The sequence below is a fragment of the Streptomyces sp. NPDC002004 genome (genome assembly GCF_053593975.1).
This window is the reverse complement of the sequence record NZ_JBSFDP010000002.1, coordinates 192,155-214,748: the sequence shown is the minus strand read 5'-3', so window position 1 is coordinate 214,748 and position 22,594 is coordinate 192,155. Positions and strand designations below refer to the sequence as shown.

Sequence of the window (22,594 nt, the reverse complement as noted above, 5' to 3'; positions counted from 1 at the left end):
CGGAACGTTCAGGTGAACGTACGAACGAGCCCGTCAGGCGGTGAGCGCCGCCAGGTCCGCCGTGGACCAGCGCGCGCCGATCCCGGTCAGCGTGACCTCGCGGACCTCGTCCGTGGTGTCCCCCACCGCGCGGTGGATCACGACGTGCAGCCGGTCGTCGGACAGCTCCTCGACCTTGCCCTCGCCCCACTCGACGACGATCACGGAGTCGGGCAGCGAGACGTCGAGGTCGAGGTCCTCCATCTCGTCCAGCCCGCCGCCGAGCCGGTACGCGTCCACGTGCACCAGCGGCGGACCGTCGACCAGCGAGGGGTGGACGCGCGCGATGACGAAGGTCGGCGACGTGACCGCGCCGCGCACACCCATGCCCTCGCCGAGACCGCGGGTCAGCGTCGTCTTGCCCGCACCCAGCTCACCCGTGAGCAGCACCAGGTCGCCGGGGCGCAGCAGCTTGGCCAGACGGCGGCCCAGCTCCCGCATCTGCTCGGGGGAGGTGACGGTGATCCGGAGTTCGGCGGGGTCACCGGCCGGTTCGCCGGCCGGGCGGTGCGGTGCTGCGGGTGCGTTCATAACAGCCCACGGTAGCCCCTGACCGGGCCGTGCAGCCGCCTCCCACCGCCGTCCCTACACGGCCGCGCTGCGGGCCCTCTCCTTCGCGCGGGCGAGGAGGTCGGCGAGCCGGTCCGTGACGACTTCGGGGTGCTCCAGCATCACCAGGTGGCCCGCGTCCGGGACCAGCACCAGCTCGGCGTCCGGCAGCTGGTCGGCGATGACCTCGCTGTGCTCGCTGGGCGTCACCAGGTCCTTGATCCCGGCCAGCACCAGCACGGGCAGTTCCGCGAAGTGCCGCAGTGCCTCGGTCTTGTCGTGCTCGACGAAGGCGGGGTAGAACTCGGCGACCACGTCGATCGGCGTGCCCTCGATCATGCGTTCGGCGAATCGTTCGACCGCCGGATCGACGTCCCTCGACGCGAACGAGTACCGCTTGATGACCCCGGCGAACAGGTCCGCCGTGGCCCGGCGCCCCCGCTCCACCAGCTCGGCCCGCTGCCCGAGCGCCTTCAGCACGCCCGGCAGGACCCGCCGCACCGCGTTGACCCCGGCGACGGGCAGCCCGAAGCTCACCTCGCCGAGCCGCCCCGACGACGTACCGACGAGGCCGACGCCGACGACCCGGTCCCGGATCAGCTCCGGGTACTGGTGGGCGAGCGCCATCACCGTCATGCCGCCCATCGAGTGACCGACGAGGACGAGCGGGCCCTCGGGCGCCGCCGCGTCGATGACCGCCTTCAGGTCCCGGCCGAGCTGGTCGATGGAGACCGGCACACCGTCGGCCTGCGCGAGGCCGCGCCCGGAGCGGCCGTGGCTGCGCTGGTCCCAGTGGACCGTGCGGACCACGCCGCGCAGCGCGGCCCGCTGGAAGTGCCACGAGTCCTGGACCAGGCAGTAGCCGTGACTGAACACGACCGTGACCGGCGCCGGGGACTTGCGCCCGAAGAGCCGGCGCCGCCGCGGAGCGAGCGTGCCGTCCGACTCGACCTCGTCGACCTCGTAGTACAGCTCGGTGCCGTCGTCCGCGTGCGCCTTCCCGGGGGTGCCGCGCAACGCGCCGTACGGGCCTGTGGAGTCGAGGGCGAGCCGGGCCCTGCGGCGCATGCCGCGGCCGACCGTGAGCCGTTCTATCGCCACACCGGCCGCGGCGCCCGCCGCGACGACGCCGATCGCGGCTCCGGCGACCCCGGCCCTGCGCCAGCTCCCGGCGGCCGAGGCGGCGGCCGTCGCCGCCTCGGCGACGGCCTCCGCGCTGCTCTCGCTCACGTGCCCGCTCCTTCGGTGGTCGGTGTGGAGGTGGTCGGGGCGTATCCGTGCTTGCTGTCGGTGCCTGCGGGTCGCTCTTGCGTGCTTGTCCGATCGTTTACGTTCCCGGCCGCTCATCCACATAGACGCGCGGGACACGCGGCGAGATGCGGGTGACGATTTCATACGCGATGGTGCCCGCCGCCTGCGCCCAGTCCTCGGCCGTCGGCTCCCCCCGGTCGCCCGGACCGAACAGCACCGCCTCCGCGCCGGCCGGGAGCTCGTCGCCGCCCAGGTCGACCACGAACTGGTCCATCGCCACCCGGCCGGCGACCGTGCGCCACTTGCCGCCGACCAGGACGGGCCCGGTGCCGGAGGCGTGCCGCGGAATGCCGTCGCCGTAGCCGAGCGGGACGAGGCCGAGGGTCGTCTCGCCCGGGGTGACGTAGTGGTGCCCGTAACTGACGCCGTGCCCGCCCGGCACATGCTTGACCAGGGCGAGCGAGGCCGACAGCGTCATCACCGGGCGCAGCCCGAAGTCCGCGGGCGTACCGAGCTCGGGGCTCGGCGAGATGCCGTACATCGCGATGCCGGGCCGCACGAGGTCGAAGTGCGTGTCCGGGCGGGTCAGCGTTCCGGGCGAATTGGCGATATGCCGCACATCGGGGCGTACGCCCTGATCCTCCGCATACGACACCATCTCGCGGAATACGGCCAGTTGGGCGTCGATCGACGGGTGCCCCGGCTCGTCGGCGCAGGCAAAGTGCGACCACAGGCCGGTGACCCGGACAAGCCCCTCCGCCTCGGCACGCAGGGACTCGCCCACCAGTTCGGGCCAGTCGGCGGGCTGGCAGCCGTTGCGGCCGAGGCCGGTGTCGACCTTGAGCTGGATCATGGCCGGACGGCCCGCCTCGCGCGCCGCGGCGGTCACCTCGCGCAGCGCCCACATGCCGCTCACCGACATGTCCAGTCCGGCATCGATGCCTGCACGCCACGGGCCGCCGGGCGTCCACAGCCAGCACATCACCCTGGCCCGGTCGGGCCCGATCCCGGCGGCGCGCAGGGCGAGCGCCTCCTCCGGCGTGGCGGTACCCACCCAGGTCGCGCCGGCGTCCAGCGCGGCCCGCGCGCACGGGATCGCGCCGTGGCCGTAGCCGTCGGCCTTCACGACGGCCATGAACTCCGCGGTCGGCGCGTGGGCGCGCAGGGCACGCACGTTCTCCCGGAGGGCCGCCAGATCGATCTCGGCCCGGGCGCGCAAGGTTCCAGATTCACTCATCGCGGGTCAGTCTCTCAGAGCGGGATGACAACGGGGCCGCCGGACAAACGAGATCCGGTGTGACGCGCGCCGCGCCCCGGCCCCGCCCCTTCCCGTCACCGGGAGCCCCCAGGGGGCCCGGCCCGCGGCCTCCGTCCGGGGCCGGCCCCCTGGGGGCACCTAGCCCCGGATGTCGCGCCAGGCCGAGGGGAGGGACTCCGCCACGGAGAGGGCGCCCACGGGAGCGCCGTCGGCGGCGAAGCGCCCGGCGAGGCCGTGGAGATACGCGCCGACGGAGCCGGCGTCCCGGACGCCGAGCCCCGCCGCGAGCAGCGCCCCCGTCGCACCGGAGAGCACGTCGCCGCTTCCCGCCGTGGCCAGCCACGGCGTCCCCGTCGGGTTCACCCGCACGGCCCCCTGCCCCCCGGGCGCGGCCACGAGCGTCGTCGACCCCTTGAGCAGGACCGCGGCACCGTACTGCCCGGCGAGCTCCCGTACGGCGGCGAGCCGCCCCGCCTCGACCTCCTCCCGGGCCACCCCCAACAGGGCGGCCGCCTCCCCGGCGTGAGGCGTCATCAAGGTGGGCGCCGAGCGCCCGAGCACGGCCGCACGCCCGGCGAGCCGCAGTCCGTCGGCGTCCACCAGCACCGGTACGTCCGAGGCGAGCACCTCCTCGACCCGGTCCGCGTCGTCCCCGATCCCGGGCCCGACCACCCACGCCTGCACCCGCCCCGCCTTCGAGGGCGGCCCCGCCGACACCAGCGTCTCCGGGAACCGCGCGATCACCGCGTCCGCGGCCGGCCCCACGTACCGCACCGCCCCGGCCCCGCCGTGCAGCGCACCCGCGACGGCCAGCACGGCCGCGCCCGGGTACCGCGCGGAACCGGCCGCGATGCCGACGACACCGCGCCGGTACTTGTCGCTCTCCGCGCCCGGCATGGGCAGCAGCGCGGCGACGTCGGCGTACTGCAGCGCCTCCAGGTCCGGCACGGCCGGGAGGTCGAGTCCGATCCCGACGAGGCGCACCGCGCCCGCGTGCTCCCGGGCCGGGTCGATCAGGAGGCCCGGCTTGTACGTTCCGAACGTGACCGTCACATCGGCGCGCACGGCGTCGCCGCCGACCTCGCCGGTGTCGGCGTTCACACCGCTGGGGAGGTCGACGGCCACGACGGCCGCGCGGGACGCATGGGCGAGGGCCGCGAGGCGGGCCGCATCCGGACGGAGGCCGCCCTTGCCGCCGATACCGACGATGCCGTCCAGCACGAGGTCCGCCGCCGCGATGTCGGTCTCCGGGGCGGTGGACACCCGGCCGCCCGCGCGCCGCAGGGCCTCCAGGCCTCCCCGATGGGCGCGGTCCGGGGCGAGCAGGACCGCGGTGACACCCGCACCGCGGGCGGCGAGGCGGGCTCCGGCGTGGAGGGCGTCGCCGCCGTTGTCGCCGCTTCCCGCCAGGACGACGATCCTGGCTCCGTAGACCCGGCCCAGGAGGTCGGCGCAGGCCACCGCGAGGCCTGCGGCCGCCCGTTGCATGAGCGTGCCCTCCGGCAGCCGGGCCATCAGGTCCCGTTCCGCCGCCCGTACCCTTTCGACACTGAACGCAGTTCGCATACCGCCGAGTCTGGCGCACCCGGGAGCCGGCCACCGGGACCTTCCCGCCGGACGTGCCCGGCACCGTGCCCGCGCGCCGCACACCGTCCATCGGTGACCCAGGGCATTCCGAGGCCTCGGGGCGCCGGGGACCCACCGCCACGGCGGCGGGGCCGGGAGCCGCTCCGGGGCGCGCTACCCCTCCGCAATCACCACCGCCGAAGCCACGCCCGCGTCGTGACTCAGGCTCACGTGCCATGCGCTGACGCCCAGTTCCGCGGCGCGGGCGGCGACCGTTCCGGTGACGCGGATGCGGGGCCGGCCGCTGTCCTCCACGTAGACCTCCGCGTCCGTCCAGTGCAGCCCGGGCGGGGCCCCCAGCGCCTTGGCCAGGGCCTCCTTCGCTGCGAAGCGGACCGCCAGGGAGGCGACGCCGCGGCGCTCACCGCTCGGCAGCATCAGCTCCGACGCGACGAACAGCCGCCCGGCGAGCCCCGGCGTACGTTCCAGCGATGCGGCGAACCGGTCGATCTCCGCCACGTCGATTCCGACCCCGATGATGCTCATGCCGTGCACCCTACGGGTGCCGGGGAGCCGCATGCCGGAGGGAAGGGCTCCGGGCCGGAGCCCACCGGTGGCGCTACTCCACCGTCACCGACTTGGCCAGGTTCCGCGGCTGGTCCACCTCGTTGCCGCGGGCCGTGGCCAGCTCGCAGGCGAAGACCTGCAGCGGCACGGTGGCCACCAGCGGCTGCAACAGGGTGGGCGTCGCCGGGATGCTGATCAGGTGGTCTGCGTACGGGACGACCGTGTCGTCGCCCTCCTCCGCGATCACGATCGTCCGTGCGCCACGGGCGCGGATCTCCTGGATGTTGGACACGATCTTGTCGTGCAGGACCGAACGGCCGCGGGGGGACGGCACCACCACGACCACGGGCAGGTCCTGCTCGATCAGCGCGATCGGGCCGTGCTTGAGCTCGCCCGCCGCGAAGCCCTCCGCGTGCATGTACGCGAGTTCCTTCAGCTTGAGGGCGCCCTCCAGGGCGACCGGGTAGCCGACGTGCCGCCCCAGGAACAGCACGGTGTTCTTGTCGGCGAGCGAGCGCGCCAGCGCCCGGACGGGCTCCATCGTCTCCAGGACCCGCTCCACCTCGTCGGCGATCTTCGCCAGGTCCCGGACGACGGCCGAGATCTCGTCGCCCCACTTGGTGCCCCGGACCTGGCCGAGGTACAGGGCCACCAGGTAGCAGGCCACCAGCTGGGTCAGGAACGCCTTCGTCGAGGCGACGGCCACCTCGGGCCCGGCGTGCGTGTACAGCACGGCGTCCGACTCGCGCGGGATCGTGGAGCCGTTCGTGTTGCAGATCGCCAGCACCTTGGAGCCCTGCTCACGGGCGTGCCGCAGCGCCATCAGGGTGTCCATCGTCTCGCCGGACTGCGAGATGGCGATGACGAGCGTGCGGGGGTCGAGGATCGGATCGCGGTAGCGGAACTCGCTCGCCAGCTCCACCTCGCACGGGACGCGGGTCCAGTGCTCGATGGCGTACTTGGCGATCAGACCGGCGTGGAAGGCCGTGCCGCAGGCGACGATGACGACCTTGTCGATCTCCCGCAGCACCCGCGTCGGGATGCGGACCTCGTCGAGGGTCAACGAACCCGCCGCGTCGATGCGGCCCAGGAGGGTGTCGGCGACCGCCTTCGGCTGCTCGGCGATCTCCTTGAGCATGAAGTAGTCGTAGCCGCCCTTCTCGGCCGCCGACGCGTCCCAGTCCACGTGGTAGGAGCGCACATCGGCCGGCCTGCCGTCGAAGTCGGTGACCGTGACCCCGTCGCGGCGGAGCTCGACCACCTGGTCCTGCCCCAGTTCGATCGCCGACCGGGTGTGGGCGATGAACGCGGCGACGTCCGATGCGAGGAAGGCTTCACCCTCCCCGATCCCCACCACGAGCGGGGAGTTGCGCCGCGCGCCCACGACCACATCGGGTTCGTCGGCGTGCACCGCGACGAGGGTGAACGCGCCCTCCAGGCGCCGGCACACCAGCCGCATCGCCTCCCCCAGGTCCGCGCAGGCGGAGAACTCCTCGGCGAGCAAATGCGCGACGACCTCGGTGTCGGTCTCGGACTCCAGGGCATGGCCGCGCTCGGCCAGTTCGGCACGCAGCGCGGCGAAGTTCTCGATGATGCCGTTGTGGACGACGGCCACCCGGCCCGCGTTGTCGAGGTGCGGGTGCGCGTTGGCGTCGGTCGGTCCGCCGTGGGTGGCCCAGCGGGTGTGCCCGATGCCCGTGGTGCCGGACGGCAGGGGGCGGTCGACGAGTTCCTTCTCCAGGTTGACGAGCTTGCCCGCCTTCTTGGCGGCGGCCAGGCCTCCGTCCGCGAGCACGGCGACGCCCGCCGAGTCATAGCCCCGGTACTCCAGCCGCTTCAGCCCGGCCACGACCACATCGAGTGCCGACTGCGAGCCCACGTATCCCACGATTCCGCACATGGCCGCAGCCTAAGGCCCGGGAGGGGAACGGGCTCAACCCTCGGTCGCGATCTCGTCGATCGCGTCCTGCACCAGCTGGAGGTACTCCACCTCCTCGCAGCGCGGCTTGCTGCCCATCTCGTACAGGTCGAGGCAGTCGTCGAGGCACTCCCCCAGGTCCTCGTCCGGCAGGTCGGCCGCCAGCTCCCCCGACACCCGTCCGGCGACGTCCGAACGCGTACCCGCGCCCACGGCGGAGCCCTCTCTGCGGCGTACGAGATCCCGAAGACGGACGGACATGGGCCCTCCCCTCCGGGGCGCGGCTCGGCCCCGGTCCCTCCGGAACGTATCCCCGTTCCCGCGGAAGGACTAGACCTTGAAGGGCTAGCACATGCGTGCGGCGTGACATACCCCACGACGCGCGCACGCCACACAGCCGTAACAATGGACTGTGATCTCTCCGGTCTCCTCGGTGCCCCGGAGCGCCCACCGGTCACGGCCGGAGGCGACTCCCTACGTCGACCTCACCCGCGCGGAGTGGAGCGCCCTGCGCGAGAAGACACCCCTGCCGCTCACCGCCGAAGAGGTGGAGCGGCTGCGCGGCCTCGGTGATGTCATCGACCTCGACGAGGTGCGCGACATCTATCTGCCGCTGTCCCGGCTGCTCAACCTGTACGTGGGCGCGACGGACGGCCTGCGCGGCGCTCTGAACACCTTCCTCGGCGAGAAGGGCTCCCAGTCGGGCACCCCCTTCGTCATAGGGGTCGCCGGCTCGGTGGCCGTCGGCAAGTCCACGGTCGCCCGTCTGCTCCAGGCACTGCTGGCGCGCTGGCCCGAGCACCCGCGCGTCGAGCTGGTCACCACGGACGGCTTCCTGCTGCCGATGAAGGACCTCCAGGAGCGCGGCCTGATGTCCCGCAAGGGATTCCCCGAGTCGTACGACCGCCGGGCGCTGACCCGCTTCGTCGCCGACATCAAGGCCGGCAAGGACGAGGTGACCGCGCCCGTCTACTCGCACCTCATCTACGACATCGTGCCGGGCCAGAAGCTGACGGTGCGCCGCCCCGACATCCTCATCGTCGAGGGCCTCAACGTCCTCCAGCCCGCGCTGCCCGGCAAGGACGGCCGGACCAGGGTCGGACTCGCCGACTACTTCGACTTCAGCGTGTACGTGGACGCGCGGCCGGAGGACATCGAACGCTGGTACCTCAACCGGTTCACGAAGCTCCGTCAGACCGCCTTCCAGAACCCGTCGTCGTACTTCCGCAAGTACACCCAGGTCTCCGAGGAGGAGGCGCTGGACTACGCCCGCACCACCTGGCGCACGATCAACAAGCCCAATCTGCTGGAGAACGTGGCGCCGACCCGCGGCCGGGCCGCCCTCGTCCTGCGCAAGGGCCCCGACCACAAGGTGCAGCGCCTGAGCCTGCGCAAGCTCTGAGCAGGTCGTCGGCGTACGACTGGACGCGCCCCGGCCGAACACCGACTTCGAGCACGCTGCCCAACATGCTCGGCATCGTCCCGGCCGGCACGCTCACGCTGCTGGCCCAGAAGTACCTGTGGGCCAGGCAGCGTCAGCGCACGGCGGCCCGACGTTCGCCGAGGTTCTAGCCCAGCGCCGACTTCACGGCGTCGGCGAGACGGCCGGCGACGGAGCGGGCCTGCTCGATGTCGGCGGCCTCGACCATCACGCGGACCAGCGGCTCGGTGCCGGAGGGGCGCAGCAGCACCCGGCCGGTGGAGCCCAGCTCGCGCTCCGCCTCCGAGACGGCTCCGGCCAGTTCGACGGAGGTCTTCACGCGCGTCCTGTCGACGTCCGGCACATTGATCAGCACCTGCGGCAGGCGCTCCATGACGGAGGCCAGGTCCGCGAGCGTACGGCCGGTCTGGGCGACCCGGGCCGCCAGCATCAGGCCGGTCAGCGTGCCGTCGCCGGTGGTGGCGTGGTCGAGGATGATGACGTGCCCGGACTGCTCGCCGCCGAGGGCGTAGCCGTGCTCCTTCATCTCCTCCAGGACGTACCGGTCGCCGACCGCGGTCTGCACGAGCGACAGGCCCTCGCGCTCCATGGCGAGCTTGAAGCCCAGGTTCGACATGACGGTCGCGACGACGGTGTCCGAGCGCAGCGCGCCCCGCTCCCGCAGCGCGAGGGCGAGCACGGCGAGGATCTGGTCGCCGTCGATCTCGGCGCCGGTGTGGTCCACGGCGAGGCAGCGGTCGGCGTCGCCGTCGTGCGCGATGCCGAAGTCGGCCCCGTGCTCGACGACGGCGGCCTTGAGCAGGCCGAGGTGGGTGGAGCCGCAGCCGTCGTTGATGTTGAGGCCGTCGGGCTCGGCACCGATCGTGACGACCTCGGCGCCGGCGCGCGCGAACGCCTCGGGCGAGACGCGGGCGGCGGCGCCGTGCGCCTCGTCGAGCACGATCTTCAGACCGTCGAGACGGTTGGGCAGGACACCGATGAGGTGGGCGACGTACTGGTCGAGACCCGAGTCGTGGTCGGTGACCCGGCCCACCCCGGAACCGGTCGGGCGGTCCCACGGGGCGCCCGTGCGGTGCTCCTCGTAGACGGCCTCGATACGGTCCTCGAGCTCGTCGGCGAGCTTGTGGCCACCGCGGGCGAAGAACTTGATGCCGTTGTCCGGCATCGCGTTGTGGCTGGCGGAGAGCATCACGCCGAGGTCGGCGCCCAGCGCGCCGGTGAGGTACGCCACCGCGGGGGTGGGCAGCACACCGACGCGCAGGACGTCCACGCCCGCGCTGGCGAGGCCCGCCACGACGGCGGCCTCCAGGAACTCTCCGGATGCACGTGGGTCACGCCCGACGACGGCCTTGGGCCGATGGCCCGCGAACGTACCCGCTTCGGCGAGCACATGCGCCGCCGCAACCGACAGGCCGAGCGCCAGCTCCGCCGTCAGGTCCGCGTTGGCGACACCGCGCACGCCGTCCGTGCCGAAGAGTCGTCCCACTGGTGCCTCCGTACTTCGTGCTTTCCGTACTGCCGTACCTGCGTACGTCAGAAATCCTCATGCCGTTATACGACAAGACCCCCGTACGACGAACGCCCCGGCGACACAGCGTGCCGCCGGGGCGTTCGTCGTACAAGCAGGCAGCGATTAGCGCTTGCTGTACTGCGGGGCCTTACGGGCCTTCTTCAGACCGGCCTTCTTGCGCTCGACCGCACGGTCGTCGCGGCGGAGGAAGCCGGCCTTCTTGAGCGGGCCACGGTTGTTGTCGACGTCGGCCTCGTTCAGGGCGCGGGCCACGCCGAGGCGCAGGGCGCCGGCCTGACCGGAGACACCGCCACCCGCGATACGGGCGACGACGTCGTAGCGACCCTCGAGCTCGAGCACCTTGAAGGGCTCGTTGACTTCCTGCTGGTGCACCTTGTTCGGGAAGTAGTCCTCGAGGGTGCGACCGTTGATCTTCCACTTGCCGGTGCCCGGGACGATCCGGACGCGGGCAATGGCGTTCTTGCGGCGGCCCAGGCCGGCGGCCGGCTGGGGCTCACCGAAACGGGAAGCCATCGACTCCGAGGTGTACTCGCCCTCGACGGGGACCTCGGACTCGGTGGTGTAGCTCTCGATGTCGATCTCTTCGAGCGGCTGCTCGGCAGTGGTCTCGGCCACGATGCTCCTCAGATTCTCTTCAGTCTTAGGGGGTGGCCGGACTTACTGCGCGACCTGGGTGATCTCGAACGGCACCGGCTGCTGGGCAGCGTGCGGGTGCTGGTCGCCCGAGTAGACCTTCAGCTTCGAGAGCATCTGACGGCCCAGGGAGTTCTTCGGGAGCATGCCCTTGACGGCCTTCTCGACGGCCTTCTCCGGGTTCTTGTCCAGCAGCTCGTCGTAACGGACGGAGCGCAGACCGCCCGGGTAGCCGGAGTGGCGGTACGCCATCTTCTGGGTCCGCTTGTTGCCGGACAGGTGCACCTTGTCGGCGTTGATGATGATGACGAAGTCACCAGTGTCAACGTGCGGTGCGTAGATCGGCTTGTGCTTGCCACGCAGCAGGGTGGCGGCAGTGGTGGCCAGGCGGCCCAGGACGACGTCCTGAGCATCGATGACGTGCCACTGGCGCGTCACATCGCCGGGCTTGGGGCTGTACGTACGCACGGTCGTAGCCTTCGCTTCTTCTGTGGTGTTGGGTCCTGTCAAGGCCACCACGGACGATCACGACAGCCATGACCGCACAGCGGTGACGCAAACCGCGTGCTGGTCGCTGGTCATCGGCCCGGTGGACCGGCGTAGAAGCCACTCCGTGAGTTGAGCAAGCCAATACGCATAACGAACTAGCAGGATACCCGCGGCCACCCGGACGGGTCAAAACGGCTAACCGGGCGGGAACCTCTGCCGTGTTTCAGGGTACCCGTGGTTCCGGGTGCCCTGCCGCGCGCTGCGACGACTCGGCCGGTTTCCGGCGCGGAGCGGCGACGAGACCCGGGCCGCGGAGGGGACGGCGGCGCGCACAGTGCACCGCGACGGTGACGGCCAGGGTGCACAGCGTCACCGCGTCCTTGAAGGCCCGGCGGGTGCCGGGTTCCAGGTACGGCCAGGTGAAGCCCGGGACCTGGGGCACCAGGGCTGTCCAGAACCACGGCGAGCGGGCCACGGCACCGGGTTCCGGCGCCCCCGCGAGCAGCAGCGGCACGACGACGAGGAAGTAGTGGTCGTACGAGGGGCGCGAGACCAGGAAGGCCGCGAGCATCAGCATCACTGCCGTCTCGACGGGCCTGCGGTGACCCCGGTCACCACGGCGCCAACGGCTCCGCGCGCACCACACCCCCGCCCCGGCGGCCGCGAGCCCCAGCGCCGTCGCCGCGGCCCGGGGCACCCCCAGCCGGGGCAGCACCGCACCGGGCGAGGCCTCGTAGAGGCTGACGAACGTGTCGTGCCCCGAGACGAGGTACGGCAGGGTACGGGTGAAGAAGCCCGCCGGATCGGGCATCAGCAGCGCGGCGAGCGCGGAGGCCACCGCGGGCAGCAGGACCGTCGCGGCCAGCGCCCGCCACCGGCGCGCGAACACGAAGAGCAGCGCGATCGGCGCGAGGAGCGGCTTCAGCGCGACCGCGGCCCCGATCACCACGCCCGCGGCCACCCAGCGCCCCCGCACCGCGAGGAGCAGCGCGAACGGCAGCGCGACCGCGGCGGTGACCGTCCAGTTCCCCAGCACCACGAGGTGCCCGAAGGGCGCGAACCCGAGGGCGAGACCGATCAGGCCCAGCGCGGCGTAGCGGCTGCGCCACGGAACGCCGTGGATCCGCAGCGCACACGCCCATGCGAAGGCGAGGCCGGCGAGCACCGTCGTCGGGACGAGCACGCGCAGGACCGCGACGGGGAGCACCGCCTGCGGGACCGCGGCGACGACGGCGCTGGGCAGATAGAGGAAGTGCCGGTCGTCGTAGGGAGACCCGCCGTTCAGCCAGGTGGCCGCGGCGCGCACGACGATCGCGTTGTCCATGCCGCCGTCGGCGGCGATGCGCCCGACGTGCACGATGTACGCCGCCGCCACGGCGGCGAGGGCGGCCCACGCCTGCCAGGGTGCACGCTCCCGTGTGAGCCGGTGAGCGAGGCCGAATCTATCCGCTTTGTCCACGTCCATGAGGCACCACGCTAGGGGCGCACCGGCGGGATGTGGTGGACCTCGCACAGGCGCCGCCGAGCCGTGACGGCCCGGGAGACCGGAGCGAAGGGCCGCGGGCGACTCCCCATAGTGACCGGGTCGAGTCGCTGCGGTGACCGTCGGCCCGGCGAAAGGTTTCCGCCAAGCCGATGTGCGGTTGATGTGACCGCGTCCCTCTAAGATGCGGCCCATGAGTTTTGGGCAGGGGGGACCTCGGTGGGCTTCCGGCACGCCGGACTGGGCGGCGCTGGCTGAGATGTCCGAGGCGCGCGCACGGCGCCGCAGGATGCTGATGATCGGTGGCGGGGCGCTCGCCACCGTCGCCGTCGGGGCCGCGGTGGCCGTCGCCGTGGTCTCGGCGAACAAGGACCAGGGCACCGGCGCATCCGCCGGCCGGCCTCCGGCGACGGCGGACATCCCGCCGTCCACGACCGAGCCCGCCCCTTCCTTCGCGGAGACCACTCCCCCGCCCCCGCCGGACCCCAAGGAGTTCATATCCAGCGCCAAGAAGGACAAGGCGCCCCTCACGCCCGAGTCCTTCTTCCCCGGCACCAAGCTGACGGTGGGCGACGTCGTCTACAAGAAGGGCGCCCTCGACAGCACCAAGAGCTGCGCCTCGCACGCCCAGGGCCCACTCCGGAACGTCCTCGGCAGCAACGGCTGCACACAGCTCCTGCGCGCCACGTACTCCAGGAACGGCGTCGCCGTCACCGTGGGCGTCGCCGTCTTCGACACGGCCTTCAAGGCCACCAAGGCCAAGGACCAGACCGACAAGGGCAATGTGACCTCGCTGTCCGGCTCCGGCGTCCCCGCCTTCTGCCGTACGTCGGTCTGCCGCTCGACGGTCAACTCCTACGGCCGGTACACGTACTACACGATCGCCGGCTTCACGAACGGCAAGGACGTCACCGAGAAGGACCGCGCGGTCTTCACCACCGGGGACGACCTCGCCGAGTTCACCTTCCGGCAGATCATCCGCCGCGGCGAGGTCCAGGCGTCCGCCGCGGCCAACGCGCCCCAGTAGCCGGGGCTCAGCAGCAGCCGCGACCCGGCAGGCTCCGCTTGTTCCGCGCCTCCCGGTTGCGCGCGGCCAGGTGCTCGTCGGCCGGGTAGCCGACCTCCTCCAGGGTGAGCCCGTGCGGGCGCACCACATGGACGGCGGAGTCCCGCACGCCGGCGGCGAGCACCTTCCCGGGCCAGTCCGGGGTCCGGTGGCCGTCGCCGACGAACAGCAGCGCCCCGATCAGCGACCGCACCATGTTGTGGCAGAAGGCATCGGCGCGGACCGTGGCGGTGACGACCCCGTCCGCCCCCCGCTCCAGGCTCAGCTCCTGGAGGGTCCGGATGGTCGTGGCCCCCTCGCGCTTCTTGCAGTAGGCCGCGAAGTCGTGCTCCCCGAGCAGCGCCCGGGCCGCCTCGTTCATGGCACCGACGTCGAGCGGCCAGTCGTGCCAGAGCACGTGTCCCCGCAGCAGCGGGTCGACGCCGCCGGGGTTGTCGCTGACCCGGTACGCGTACCGCCGCCAGATGGCCGAGAACCGGGCGTTGAAGCCGGCGGGCGCCTCGGCCACCGACCACACCCGTACGTCCTTCGGCAGCCGTCCCGCGAGCCGCTTCAGCAGCTTCTCGCGGTGCTCGGCCCACAGCTCCTCGGGCAGGTCCACGTGGGCCACCTGCCCCCGTGCGTGCACACCGGCGTCCGTCCGCCCGGCCACGGTCAGCTCATACGTCACCCGCGACCGCGTCACCGTACGCAGCGCGTCCTCGATCTCCGCCTGCACGGTCCGCCGGCCCCCGGCCTGCTTCGCCCACCCGTGGAACTCCGACCCGTCGTACGACAGGTCCAGACGGACCCGGACCGACCCGGGCTCTACCTCGTCACTCACACATAGATCCTCTCAGGCACGCGAAAGCGGGCCCGCCCCGGACAGGGGCGGACCCGCTCAGACGTGAGCCGAAGCTCAGGCGTCCTTGGACTCCTCGGCCGGAGCCTCGGCGGCGTCCTCGACCTGGGTCTCCTCGACCTTGGTCTCGGCCTCCTTCACGGCGCGCTTGGTGGCCGCCTCGGCCTCACCGGTGGCCTGCTGGGCCACGGTCAGGGCCTCCACCAGCTCGATGACGGCCATGGGCGCGTTGTCGCCACGGCGGTTACCGATCTTGGTGATACGGGTGTAGCCACCCGGACGGTTCTCGTAGCGCGGGCCGATCTCGGTGAAGAGCGTGTGGACGACGCTCTTGTCCGTGATCACCTGGAGCACCTGACGGCGGTTGTGAAGGTCGCCCTTCTTCGCCTTGGTGACCAGACGCTCGGCGTACGGCCGCAGACGGCGGGCCTTCGCCTCGGTGGTGGTGATACGGCCGTGCTCGAAGAGCGCCGTGGCGAGGTTCGCCAGCAGAAGCTTCTCGTGCGCGGCGCTGCCGCCCAGACGGGCACCCTTGGTGGGCTTCGGCATCGTGTTTCTCCTTGAGATCTGCACCGGCCGTGTCAGGTACCGGTGTCAGGGCCCCGCAGACGGACGCCTGCGGGCAGCTATCACGCCCGTCCGGGGCCGCTCGGTCCTGGCTGACCGAGCGGCTCACGAACGGGTACTGCTCAGTACTGCTCGGTCTCGACGAACCCGGTGTCGCCGTCGTCCTCGGCGCCGAAGGCGTCCGCGGCAGCGGTCGGGTCGAATCCGGGCGGGCTGTCCTTGAGGGCCAGGCCCATGCCGGCCAGCTTCGCCTTGACCTCGTCGATGGACTTCGCACCGAAGTTGCGGATGTCCAGCAGGTCCGCCTCGGAGCGGGCGACGAGCTCACCCACGGAGTGGATGCCCTCGCGCTTGAGGCAGTTGTACGAGCGAACGGTGAGCTCGAGCTCCTCGATCGGCAGCGCCAGGTCGGCGGCCAGGGCGGCGTCCGTCGGGGACGGGCCCATGTCGATGCCCTCGGCGTCGATGTTCAGCTCGCGGGCGAGACCGAACAGCTCGACCAGGGTCTTGCCGGCCGACGCCATGGCGTCACGCGGACGCATGGCCTGCTTGGTCTCGACGTCGACGATCAGCTTGTCGAAGTCGGTGCGCTGCTCGACACGGGTCGCCTCGACCTTGTACGTGACCTTGAGCACGGGGCTGTAGATGGAGTCGACCGGGATACGGCCGATCTCCTGGCCCACCTGCTTGTTCTGCACGGCGGAGACGTAGCCGCGACCGCGCTCGACGGTCAGCTCCATCTCCAGCTTGCCCTTGCCGTTGAGCGTGGCGAGGACGAGGTCGGGGTTGTGCACCTCGACACCGGCCGGGGGCGCGATGTCGGCGGCGGTGACGAGACCCGGGCCCTGCTTGCGCAGGTACATCACGACAGGCTCGTCGTGCTCGCTCGACACGACCAGCTGCTTGATGTTGAGGATGAGGTCGGTGACGTCCTCCTTGACGCCCGGCACGGTGGTGAACTCGTGCAGGACACCGTCGATACGGATCGACGTGACCGCCGCACCCGGGATCGAGGAGAGGAGCGTACGACGCAGGGAGTTGCCGAGGGTGTAGCCGAAGCCCGGCTCCAGCGGCTCGATCACGAACCGGGAGCGGAACTCGTCGACGACCTCTTCGGTCAACGAGGGACGCTGAGCGATCAGCATGTGTGGATCAGATCCTTCAGTCGTGGGCGCCCGCTATTTGACGCCCGACGGTCCGCACCTGTGCACGGTGCGGGTACTGCAAGGGTACGGGCGGTACGGCCCTTGGGGGGCCGTACCGCCCGGACACTCGTGGCCGCACGGCCGGAGCCGTACGAAGCTGCCGCGTCGGACGCGGCGGCGCAGCGTCAGACGCGGCGGCGCTTCGGCGGACGGCAGCCGTTGTGCGGGGTCGGGGTGACGTCCTGGATGGAGCCGACCTCGAGACCGGTCGCCTGGAGCGAACGGATGGCCGTCTCACGACCCGAACCCGGGCCCTTGACGAAGACGTCGACCTTGCGCATGCCGTGCTCCTGCGCGCGGCGAGCGGCCGACTCGGCGGCCATCTGCGCGGCGAACGGGGTCGACTTGCGCGAGCCCTTGAAGCCGACGTGGCCGGCGGAGGCCCAGGAGATCACGTTGCCGGTCGGGTCCGTGATCGAAACGATGGTGTTGTTGAACGTGCTCTTGATGTGCGCGTGGCCGTGAGCGACGTTCTTCTTTTCCTTGCGGCGCACCTTCTTGGCAGCGCCCTGACGACCCTTGGGGGGCATCTATAACTCCTACGGGAGGTGGTCGGTCCTACAGCGAAGACCGCTGACGAGCGTCCGCTGCGGACTACTTCTTGCCCGGCTTCTTCTTACCGGCGATGGCGCGACGCGGGCCCTTGCGGGTGCGGGCGTTGGTGCTGGTGCGCTGACCGCGGACGGGCAGGCCACGACGGTGGCGCAGACCCTGGTAGCAGCCGATCTCGGTCTTGCGACGGATGTCGGCCTGGACCTCACGGCGGAGGTCACCCTCGGTCTTCAGGTTGGCGTCCACGTACTCGCGGATCTTGACCAGGTCCTCCTCGGACAGGTCGCGAACGCGGGTGTTGGGGTCCACGCCGGTGGCAGCCAGCGTCTGCTGCGAGAGGGTCCGGCCGATGCCGAACACGTAGGTGAGGGCGACCTCCACACGCTTTTCGCGCGGGATGTCAACACCGGAAACGCGTGCCATTCAATGGCTCCAGTTGATTCTCGGAGGTCTTCCGCAGGACCGGCTCCCAGCCGCCGTACCAGGTACGAACTGGGTCCCCGGCCTCCGACCGGGGGTGTCGGACCAGATGAATCGGGTCCGGGTCCTGCGTATGTACATGTGTTGCTTGCGTCGCGCGAGATCTGCGGATGCAGAGGGTGCGGTCGTGCGTCAGCCCTGGCGCTGCTTGTGGCGCGGGTTGTCGCAGATGACCATGACCCGACCGTGACGGCGGATCACCCTGCACTTGTCGCAGATCTTCTTGACGCTCGGCTTGACCTTCATGGGTGTGAGGTTCTCCGGGTCAGTGCCACCACCCGCGCTCCTTCGAGAGGAGGCACGGAGTGCGGGCAAGATCTACTTGTAGCGGTAGACGATCCGGCCACGCGTCAGGTCGTACGGAGACAACTCCACCACGACCCGGTCGTCAGGGAGGATGCGGATGTAGTGCATGCGCATCTTGCCGCTGATGTGTGCCAGGACCTGGTGGCCGTTCTGGAGCTCGACCTTGAACATGGCGTTCGGAAGAGACTCGACGACAGTGCCCTCGATCTCGATGGCACCTTGCTTCTTGGCCACGCTTCGCCCTTCGAATCGACTACCTTGATCGGTCTCGTGCGCATGCGGGCATGCGTATGCACGAGAGCCGACGAGTCAGTCTACGCCAGCGCTCTCGGAAAAGACGAATCGGAAGGGGTGCCCCGGCCCACACCGGTCGCATCCGGTGGTGCCGCGCGGCGGCGCGGCGGCTCGGGGGCGTACGCGGGGGTCCGGCGAGGCGCCGAGACCCCCTTGCTTCGGACGTCAGCCCAGCGGGTCCGGTGCGACGGTGACGCCGTACTCGGCCAGCTTCGCCCTGCCGCAGTCGGGGGCGGTGAGGACCAGGGGGCCCTGTTCGGTCAGGGCGACGGAGTGCTCCCAGTGGGAGGACCAGGTGCCGTCCGTGGTGATCACGGTCCAGTCGTCCGCGAGCACCTCGGTGCGCGGAGTGCCGAGGGACACCATCGGCTCGATCGCGAGGCACAGGCCGGGGACCAGCTTGGGGCCCTTGCCGCGGCGCCGCTCGACGTAGTTCAGCAGGTGCGGGTCCATGTGCATCTCGGTGCCGATGCCGTGGCCGCCGTAGTCCTCGACGATCCCGTACTTGCCGCCGCCCGGCTTGGGCTGGCGGCGGATGTACGTCTCGATGGCGCGGGAGATGTCGACGAGCCGGTTGCCCTGCTTCATCGCGGCGATGCCGGCCCACATCGACTCCTCGGTCACCCGGGAGAGCTCGATCAGCTCCGGAGCGTGGCCGCCGCCGACGAACGCGGTGTAGGCGGCGTCGCCGTGCCAGCCGTCGATGATCGCGCCGGCGTCGATGGAGATGATGTCGCCGTCCTTGAGAACGACGTCCTCACTGGGGATCCCGTGGACGACCACCTCGTTGACGGAGGTGCAGATGGTGGCGGGGAACCCGCCGTAGCCGAGGAAGTTCGACTTGGCTCCGTGCTCGGCGATCACCTTGCGCGCGACGTCGTCGAGGTCCTTGGTGGTCGCGCCGGGGACCGCCGCCTCGCGGGTGGCCGCGTGGATCGCGGCGACGACCAGTCCCGCCGCACGCATCTTCGCGATCTGCTCGGGCGTCTTGATCTGCACCATTGCGGCTGTCGCCTTCCTGCACCAGTAATGAGGGGGTTACCCCAACGATAGGGCCGCGGGGAGCCACCCCGCCCCCGCTCACGCCACGGCCGCGGCGCCCCGCAGGGAGCCGCGGCCGTGTCGTTGTGTCGATCTTAAGCGGCGCGCTCGCCCTTCAGGGCGTCCATCGCACGCTCGGTGACGTCGTCCACCTTGCCGAGTGCCGAGATCGTGACGACCAGGCCCTGGGCACGGTAGTAGTCGATGATCGGCTCGGTCTGCGTGTGGTAGACCTCGAGCCGCTTGCGGACGGTCTCCTCGTGGTCGTCGTCGCGCTGGTACAGCTCGCCGCCGCAGACATCGCAGACGCCCTCGGTCTCCGGCTGCTTGTACGACACGTGGAAGACGTGGCTGGAGTCGTTGCGGCAGATACGGCGGCCGGCGATCCGCTTGACCACCTCGTCCTCGGGGACCTCCAGGTCGAGGACGGCGTCCAGCTTCATGGACTCGGCCTTGAGCATCTCGTCCAGGGCCTCGGCCTGCGACACGTTCCGCGGGAAGCCGTCCAGCAGGAAGCCGTTCTCGGCGTCCGGCTGGGACATGCGGTCCTTGGCCATTCCGATGGTGATCTCGTCCGGCACCAGGTTCCCGGCGTCCATGAACGCCTTGGCCTTCTTACCGAGCTCGGTGCCCTGACTGATGTTGGCGCGGAACAGGTCGCCCGTGGAGATGTGCGGGATCGACAAGTTCTTGGCGAGGAACGCAGCCTGCGTTCCCTTGCCGGCACCGGGCGGCCCGACGAGGACGATTCGCATCAGCGGAGGAACCCTTCGTAATTGCGCTGCTGGAGCTGACTCTCGATCTGCTTCACGGTCTCGAGACCCACACCCACGATGATCAGGATGCTGGTCCCACCGAACGGGAAGTTCCCGCTTGCCCCGAAGCCAGCCAACGCCATCGTCGGCACGAGAGCGATCAGTCCCAGATACAGCGAACCCGGCCAGGTGATCCGGTTGAGCACGTAGCTGAGGTACTCAGCGGTCGGTCGGCCAGCCCGGATGCCCGGGATGAAGCCACCATACTTCTTCATGTTGTCCGCGACTTCCTCGGGGTTGAACGAGATGGCCACGTAGAAGAAGGCGAAGAAAACGATCAGCAGGAAGTAGCTGGTGATGTAAATCGGGTGGGTGCCCTTAACAAGGTTGTCCTTGATCCACTGGCTCCAGGCAGAGTTCCCGCCCGCGAACTGCGCCACCAGGCTCGGAATGTAGAGCAGCGACGACGCGAAGATGACGGGAATCACACCCGCCTGGTTCACCTTGAGCGGGATGTACGTGGACGTGCCGCCGTACGACCTGCGGCCGATCATGCGCTTCGCGTACTGGACCGGAATGCGGCGCTGGGCCTGCTCGACGAAGACCACCAGGCCGACCATGACCAGGCCCACCAGGATCACGGTGCCGAACTCGATCCAGCCGCCCGCGAGGGAGCCCTGCTTCTTGATGGCCCACAGCGCGCCGGGGAAGGTCGCGGCGATCGAGATGAACATCAGGATCGACATGCCGTTGCCGATGCCGCGGTCGGTGATCAGCTCACCGAGCCACATGACGACGGCCGTACCGGCGGTCATGGTGACCACCATGGTGACGGTGGTGAAGATCGAATGGTTCGGCACGATCTGGCCGGCGACCGGGCAGCCCTGGAACAGCGTGCCGGTGCGGGCGGTGGCCACCAGGCCGGTGCCCTGGAGGATCGCCAGCGCGACGGTCAGGTACCGCGTGTACTGGGTGATCTTGGCCGTGCCGGACTGGCCCTCCTTCTTGAGGGCTTCCAGGCGCGGGATCACCACGGTCAGCAGCTGCAGAATGATGCTCGCCGTGATGTACGGCATGATGCCGAGCGCGAAGACCGTGATCTGCAGCAGCGCACCGCCGCTGAACATGTTGACGAGGCCGAACAGACCCGTATTGGCGTTCGCCTGGTCCATGCAGATCTGGACGTTCTTGTAGCTGACGCCGGGGATCGGGATGTGGGTACCCACGCGGTACACCACGACGATGGCCAGCGTGAAGAGCAGCTTCTTGCGCAGGTCGGGCGTCCTGAACGCCCGGGCGAACGCGGTGAGCACGGTGCCTCCTGCGACCCCCGCGCACATGCGTCAGAGGTGACGGTCTTGAGGATCGACGAGATCGACGAATGGATGAGGTACAGCCACCTTACCGGCGGGTCTGCCCCCTGTGGAACGACCAACCGGGGATACCCCTTATGTGGGGTATCCCCGGTGGGATCGTTCAAGTCATCGAGACGCCTGAAGGAATCAGACGAGCTCGGTGACGGTACCGCCGGCGGCGGTGATCTTCTCCTTGGCGGAGCCGGAGACGGCGTCGACCGTCACCTGCAGCGCCACGGAGATCTCGCCCTGGCCCAGGACCTTGACGAGGCTGTTCTTGCGCACGGCACCCTTGGTCACGAGGGACTCGACCGTGACCTCGCCACCCTCGGGGTAGAGCGCGGCCAGCTTGTCGAGGTTCACGACCTGGTACTCGGTCTTGAACGGGTTCTTGAAGCCCTTCAGCTTCGGGAGACGCATGTGGAGGGGCATCTGGCCACCCTCGAAGCGCTCCGGAACCTGGTAGCGGGCCTTGGTGCCCTTGGTACCACGACCGGCCGTCTTACCCTTCGACGCCTCACCACGACCAACACGGGTCTTGGCGGTCTTGGCGCCCGGGGCGGGACGGAGGTTGTGGATCTTGAGCGGGTTCTGCTCCGCCATGATCAGTCGACCTCCTCGACCGTCACGAGGTGGCGGACGGTGTGCACCATGCCGCGGAACTCGGGGCGGTCCTCCTTGACGACCACGTCACCCAGGCGCTTGAGGCCCAGGCTCCGCAGGGTGTCACGGTGGTTCTGCTTGCTGCCGATGTACGACTTCTTCTGCGTGATCTTGAGGCGGGCCATTACGCACCCGCCCCGGCACGTGCACGCAGGAGGGCCGCGGGGGCGACGTCCTCGAGGGGCAGACCACGGCGAGCCGCGATCTCCTCGGGGCGCTGCAGACCCTTCAGGGCCTCCACGGTCGCGTGCACGATGTTGATCGCGTTGTCGGAGCCGAGCGACTTCGACAGGATGTCGTGAACGCCGGCGCACTCGAGCACGGCACGCACCGGGCCACCGGCGATAACACCGGTACCGGGGGAAGCCGGCTTGAGCAGGACGACGCCCGCGGCCTTCTCACCCTGGATCGGGTGCGGGATGGTGCCCTGGATACGGGGGACCTTGAAGAAGTGCTTCTTGGCCTCCTCAACACCCTTGGCGATGGCGGCCGGCACCTCCTTGGCCTTGCCGTAACCGACACCCACGGTGCCGTCACCGTCGCCCACCACGACCAGCGCGGTGAAGCTGAAGCGACGACCACCCTTCACAACCTTGGCGACGCGGTTGATCGCGACGACGCGCTCAACGTACGCGGTCTTCTCGGCGGCAGCTGCGCCGCCGTCACGGCCCTTCCGGTCCCGCCGCTCGCCGCCACCGGCACCGCCACCGCGGCGCTGGGGTCCAGCCATTGGATTTACCTCTC

Annotated in this window: 25 protein-coding genes and 1 pseudogene; 2 read left to right on the top strand and 24 right to left on the bottom strand. The window is 70.5% G+C overall.

The genetic code is table 11. From position 1 onward, the window contains the following. Window positions 1–33 precede the first annotated feature (33 nt). From tsaE to ACWCP6_RS03985, 7 genes and pseudogenes are all read right to left on the bottom strand, one after another. Window positions 34–570 (bottom strand): tRNA (adenosine(37)-N6)-threonylcarbamoyltransferase complex ATPase subunit type 1 TsaE, encoded by a 537-nt coding sequence (gene tsaE / locus ACWCP6_RS04015; protein ID WP_450930737.1) that lies wholly within the window; start codon window positions 568–570, stop codon window positions 34–36. Beyond that, window positions 521–1,818 (bottom strand): annotated as a pseudogene (locus tag ACWCP6_RS04010) (alpha/beta fold hydrolase). The gene tsaE and the pseudogene ACWCP6_RS04010 overlap by 50 nt, the downstream one beginning before the upstream one ends. Window positions 1,819–1,915: 97 nt before the next feature. After that, on the bottom strand, window positions 1,916–3,076 hold the full coding sequence (gene alr / locus ACWCP6_RS04005) for an alanine racemase (protein ID WP_450930736.1): 1,161 nt from the start codon (window positions 3,074–3,076) through the stop codon (window positions 1,916–1,918). Between the two features lie 159 nt (window positions 3,077–3,235). Continuing rightward, entirely contained in the window at window positions 3,236–4,663 is a 1,428-nt protein-coding gene (locus ACWCP6_RS04000) for an NAD(P)H-hydrate dehydratase (protein ID WP_450930735.1), read from the bottom strand. A gap of 174 nt (window positions 4,664–4,837) precedes the next feature. Continuing rightward, complete coding sequence (locus ACWCP6_RS03995) at window positions 4,838–5,209, bottom strand: holo-ACP synthase (protein WP_450930734.1); 372 nt, start codon at window positions 5,207–5,209, stop codon at window positions 4,838–4,840. Between the two features lie 73 nt (window positions 5,210–5,282). Then, window positions 5,283–7,130 carry a glutamine--fructose-6-phosphate transaminase (isomerizing) gene (gene glmS / locus ACWCP6_RS03990; RefSeq protein WP_450930733.1) on the bottom strand — a complete coding sequence of 616 codons (1,848 nt, stop codon included), beginning with the start codon at window positions 7,128–7,130 and terminating at the stop codon, window positions 5,283–5,285. A gap of 33 nt (window positions 7,131–7,163) precedes the next feature. Next, the gene (locus tag ACWCP6_RS03985; RefSeq protein ID WP_450930732.1) at window positions 7,164–7,409 is read right to left on the bottom strand and encodes a hypothetical protein; all 246 of its coding nucleotides are present in this window, start codon (window positions 7,407–7,409) and stop codon (window positions 7,164–7,166) included. A 151-nt stretch (window positions 7,410–7,560) separates the two neighbouring features. Between ACWCP6_RS03985 and coaA the strand changes: the two genes are divergently transcribed. Further along, a complete protein-coding gene (gene coaA / locus ACWCP6_RS03980; protein WP_450930731.1) occupies window positions 7,561–8,550 on the top strand; it encodes a type I pantothenate kinase in 990 nt (329 codons plus the stop codon). A gap of 166 nt (window positions 8,551–8,716) precedes the next feature. Here the strand turns inward: coaA and glmM are convergent, their stop codons facing one another. From glmM to ACWCP6_RS03960, 4 genes are all read right to left on the bottom strand, one after another. Beyond that, window positions 8,717–10,075, bottom strand: coding sequence for a phosphoglucosamine mutase (glmM, locus tag ACWCP6_RS03975; RefSeq protein WP_450930730.1), 1,359 nt, complete (start codon window positions 10,073–10,075; stop codon window positions 8,717–8,719). Between the two features lie 147 nt (window positions 10,076–10,222). Then, the gene (gene rpsI, locus ACWCP6_RS03970; protein WP_450930729.1) at window positions 10,223–10,735 is read right to left on the bottom strand and encodes a 30S ribosomal protein S9; all 513 of its coding nucleotides are present in this window, start codon (window positions 10,733–10,735) and stop codon (window positions 10,223–10,225) included. Between the two features lie 42 nt (window positions 10,736–10,777). Next, window positions 10,778–11,221 (bottom strand): 50S ribosomal protein L13, encoded by a 444-nt coding sequence (gene rplM, locus ACWCP6_RS03965; RefSeq protein WP_450930728.1) that lies wholly within the window; start codon window positions 11,219–11,221, stop codon window positions 10,778–10,780. A 244-nt stretch (window positions 11,222–11,465) separates the two neighbouring features. Next, on the bottom strand, window positions 11,466–12,707 hold the full coding sequence (locus ACWCP6_RS03960) for a glycosyltransferase family 87 protein (protein ID WP_450930727.1): 1,242 nt from the start codon (window positions 12,705–12,707) through the stop codon (window positions 11,466–11,468). A 211-nt stretch (window positions 12,708–12,918) separates the two neighbouring features. On the opposite strand from ACWCP6_RS03960, the gene ACWCP6_RS03955 reads away from it, so the two are divergent. After that, window positions 12,919–13,752, top strand: a complete 834-nt coding sequence (locus ACWCP6_RS03955; protein WP_450930726.1) for a hypothetical protein — start codon at window positions 12,919–12,921, stop codon at window positions 13,750–13,752. A 7-nt stretch (window positions 13,753–13,759) separates the two neighbouring features. Here ACWCP6_RS03955 and truA read toward each other — a convergent pair whose 3' ends face one another. From truA to rpsE, 13 genes are all read right to left on the bottom strand, one after another. After that, window positions 13,760–14,614, bottom strand: a complete 855-nt coding sequence (gene truA, locus ACWCP6_RS03950) for a tRNA pseudouridine(38-40) synthase TruA (RefSeq protein ID WP_450930725.1) — start codon at window positions 14,612–14,614, stop codon at window positions 13,760–13,762. A 75-nt stretch (window positions 14,615–14,689) separates the two neighbouring features. Beyond that, the gene (rplQ, locus tag ACWCP6_RS03945; protein WP_450930724.1) at window positions 14,690–15,181 is read right to left on the bottom strand and encodes a 50S ribosomal protein L17; all 492 of its coding nucleotides are present in this window, start codon (window positions 15,179–15,181) and stop codon (window positions 14,690–14,692) included. Window positions 15,182–15,321: 140 nt separating this feature from the next. Next, the gene (locus ACWCP6_RS03940; protein WP_450930723.1) at window positions 15,322–16,344 is read right to left on the bottom strand and encodes a DNA-directed RNA polymerase subunit alpha; all 1,023 of its coding nucleotides are present in this window, start codon (window positions 16,342–16,344) and stop codon (window positions 15,322–15,324) included. A 185-nt stretch (window positions 16,345–16,529) separates the two neighbouring features. Continuing rightward, entirely contained in the window at window positions 16,530–16,934 is a 405-nt protein-coding gene (gene rpsK, locus ACWCP6_RS03935) for a 30S ribosomal protein S11 (protein ID WP_003948617.1), read from the bottom strand. Window positions 16,935–16,998: 64 nt separating this feature from the next. Then, the gene (gene rpsM / locus ACWCP6_RS03930) at window positions 16,999–17,379 is read right to left on the bottom strand and encodes a 30S ribosomal protein S13 (RefSeq protein WP_450930722.1); all 381 of its coding nucleotides are present in this window, start codon (window positions 17,377–17,379) and stop codon (window positions 16,999–17,001) included. A 189-nt stretch (window positions 17,380–17,568) separates the two neighbouring features. Next, on the bottom strand, window positions 17,569–17,682 hold the full coding sequence (gene rpmJ / locus ACWCP6_RS03925) for a 50S ribosomal protein L36 (protein WP_003974245.1): 114 nt from the start codon (window positions 17,680–17,682) through the stop codon (window positions 17,569–17,571). Between the two features lie 72 nt (window positions 17,683–17,754). Continuing rightward, on the bottom strand, window positions 17,755–17,976 hold the full coding sequence (gene infA, locus ACWCP6_RS03920) for a translation initiation factor IF-1 (protein WP_003948620.1): 222 nt from the start codon (window positions 17,974–17,976) through the stop codon (window positions 17,755–17,757). Window positions 17,977–18,201: 225 nt separating this feature from the next. Then, window positions 18,202–19,038, bottom strand: coding sequence for a type I methionyl aminopeptidase (map, locus tag ACWCP6_RS03915; protein ID WP_450930721.1), 837 nt, complete (start codon window positions 19,036–19,038; stop codon window positions 18,202–18,204). Between the two features lie 134 nt (window positions 19,039–19,172). After that, complete coding sequence (locus ACWCP6_RS03910; protein ID WP_450930720.1) at window positions 19,173–19,832, bottom strand: adenylate kinase; 660 nt, start codon at window positions 19,830–19,832, stop codon at window positions 19,173–19,175. Further along, window positions 19,832–21,145: a preprotein translocase subunit SecY gene (gene secY / locus ACWCP6_RS03905; protein WP_450930719.1), complete on the bottom strand. Its 1,314-nt coding sequence runs from the start codon at window positions 21,143–21,145 to the stop codon at window positions 19,832–19,834. The genes ACWCP6_RS03910 and secY overlap by 1 nt, the downstream gene beginning before the upstream one ends. Before the next feature lie 189 nt (window positions 21,146–21,334). Next, window positions 21,335–21,790, bottom strand: coding sequence for a 50S ribosomal protein L15 (rplO, locus tag ACWCP6_RS03900; RefSeq protein WP_450930718.1), 456 nt, complete (start codon window positions 21,788–21,790; stop codon window positions 21,335–21,337). A 2-nt stretch (window positions 21,791–21,792) separates the two neighbouring features. Then, on the bottom strand, window positions 21,793–21,975 hold the full coding sequence (rpmD, locus tag ACWCP6_RS03895; RefSeq protein WP_392715884.1) for a 50S ribosomal protein L30: 183 nt from the start codon (window positions 21,973–21,975) through the stop codon (window positions 21,793–21,795). Further along, window positions 21,975–22,580: a 30S ribosomal protein S5 gene (rpsE, locus tag ACWCP6_RS03890; protein ID WP_030788249.1), complete on the bottom strand. Its 606-nt coding sequence runs from the start codon at window positions 22,578–22,580 to the stop codon at window positions 21,975–21,977. Before rpsE ends, rpmD begins: the two co-directional genes overlap by 1 nt. Between the last annotated feature and the right edge of the window lie 14 nt (window positions 22,581–22,594).

What these genes read in the sequence shown, in the direction of transcription:
- tsaE (WP_450930737.1), bottom strand. Translation starts at nt 570, where the DNA reads ATGAACGCACCCGCAGCACCGCACCGCCCGGCCGGCGAACCGGCCGGT.
- alr (WP_450930736.1), bottom strand. Translation starts at nt 3,076, where the DNA reads ATGAGTGAATCTGGAACCTTGCGCGCCCGGGCCGAGATCGATCTGGCG.
- ACWCP6_RS04000 (WP_450930735.1), bottom strand. Translation starts at nt 4,663, where the DNA reads ATGCGAACTGCGTTCAGTGTCGAAAGGGTACGGGCGGCGGAACGGGAC.
- ACWCP6_RS03995 (WP_450930734.1), bottom strand. Translation starts at nt 5,209, where the DNA reads ATGAGCATCATCGGGGTCGGAATCGACGTGGCGGAGATCGACCGGTTC.
- glmS (WP_450930733.1), bottom strand. Translation starts at nt 7,130, where the DNA reads ATGTGCGGAATCGTGGGATACGTGGGCTCGCAGTCGGCACTCGATGTG.
- ACWCP6_RS03985 (WP_450930732.1), bottom strand. Translation starts at nt 7,409, where the DNA reads ATGTCCGTCCGTCTTCGGGATCTCGTACGCCGCAGAGAGGGCTCCGCC.
- ACWCP6_RS03960 (WP_450930727.1), bottom strand. Translation starts at nt 12,707, where the DNA reads ATGGACGTGGACAAAGCGGATAGATTCGGCCTCGCTCACCGGCTCACA.
- ACWCP6_RS03955 (WP_450930726.1), top strand. Translation starts at nt 12,919, where the DNA reads ATGAGTTTTGGGCAGGGGGGACCTCGGTGGGCTTCCGGCACGCCGGAC.
- rplQ (WP_450930724.1), bottom strand. Translation starts at nt 15,181, where the DNA reads ATGCCGAAGCCCACCAAGGGTGCCCGTCTGGGCGGCAGCGCCGCGCAC.
- ACWCP6_RS03940 (WP_450930723.1), bottom strand. Translation starts at nt 16,344, where the DNA reads ATGCTGATCGCTCAGCGTCCCTCGTTGACCGAAGAGGTCGTCGACGAG.
- rpsK (WP_003948617.1), bottom strand. Translation starts at nt 16,934, where the DNA reads ATGCCCCCCAAGGGTCGTCAGGGCGCTGCCAAGAAGGTGCGCCGCAAG.
- rpsM (WP_450930722.1), bottom strand. Translation starts at nt 17,379, where the DNA reads ATGGCACGCGTTTCCGGTGTTGACATCCCGCGCGAAAAGCGTGTGGAG.
- rpmJ (WP_003974245.1), bottom strand. Translation starts at nt 17,682, where the DNA reads ATGAAGGTCAAGCCGAGCGTCAAGAAGATCTGCGACAAGTGCAGGGTG.
- map (WP_450930721.1), bottom strand. Translation starts at nt 19,038, where the DNA reads ATGGTGCAGATCAAGACGCCCGAGCAGATCGCGAAGATGCGTGCGGCG.
- ACWCP6_RS03910 (WP_450930720.1), bottom strand. Translation starts at nt 19,832, where the DNA reads ATGCGAATCGTCCTCGTCGGGCCGCCCGGTGCCGGCAAGGGAACGCAG.
- rplO (WP_450930718.1), bottom strand. Translation starts at nt 21,790, where the DNA reads ATGGCGGAGCAGAACCCGCTCAAGATCCACAACCTCCGTCCCGCCCCG.
- rpmD (WP_392715884.1), bottom strand. Translation starts at nt 21,975, where the DNA reads ATGGCCCGCCTCAAGATCACGCAGAAGAAGTCGTACATCGGCAGCAAG.
- rpsE (WP_030788249.1), bottom strand. Translation starts at nt 22,580, where the DNA reads ATGGCTGGACCCCAGCGCCGCGGTGGCGGTGCCGGTGGCGGCGAGCGG.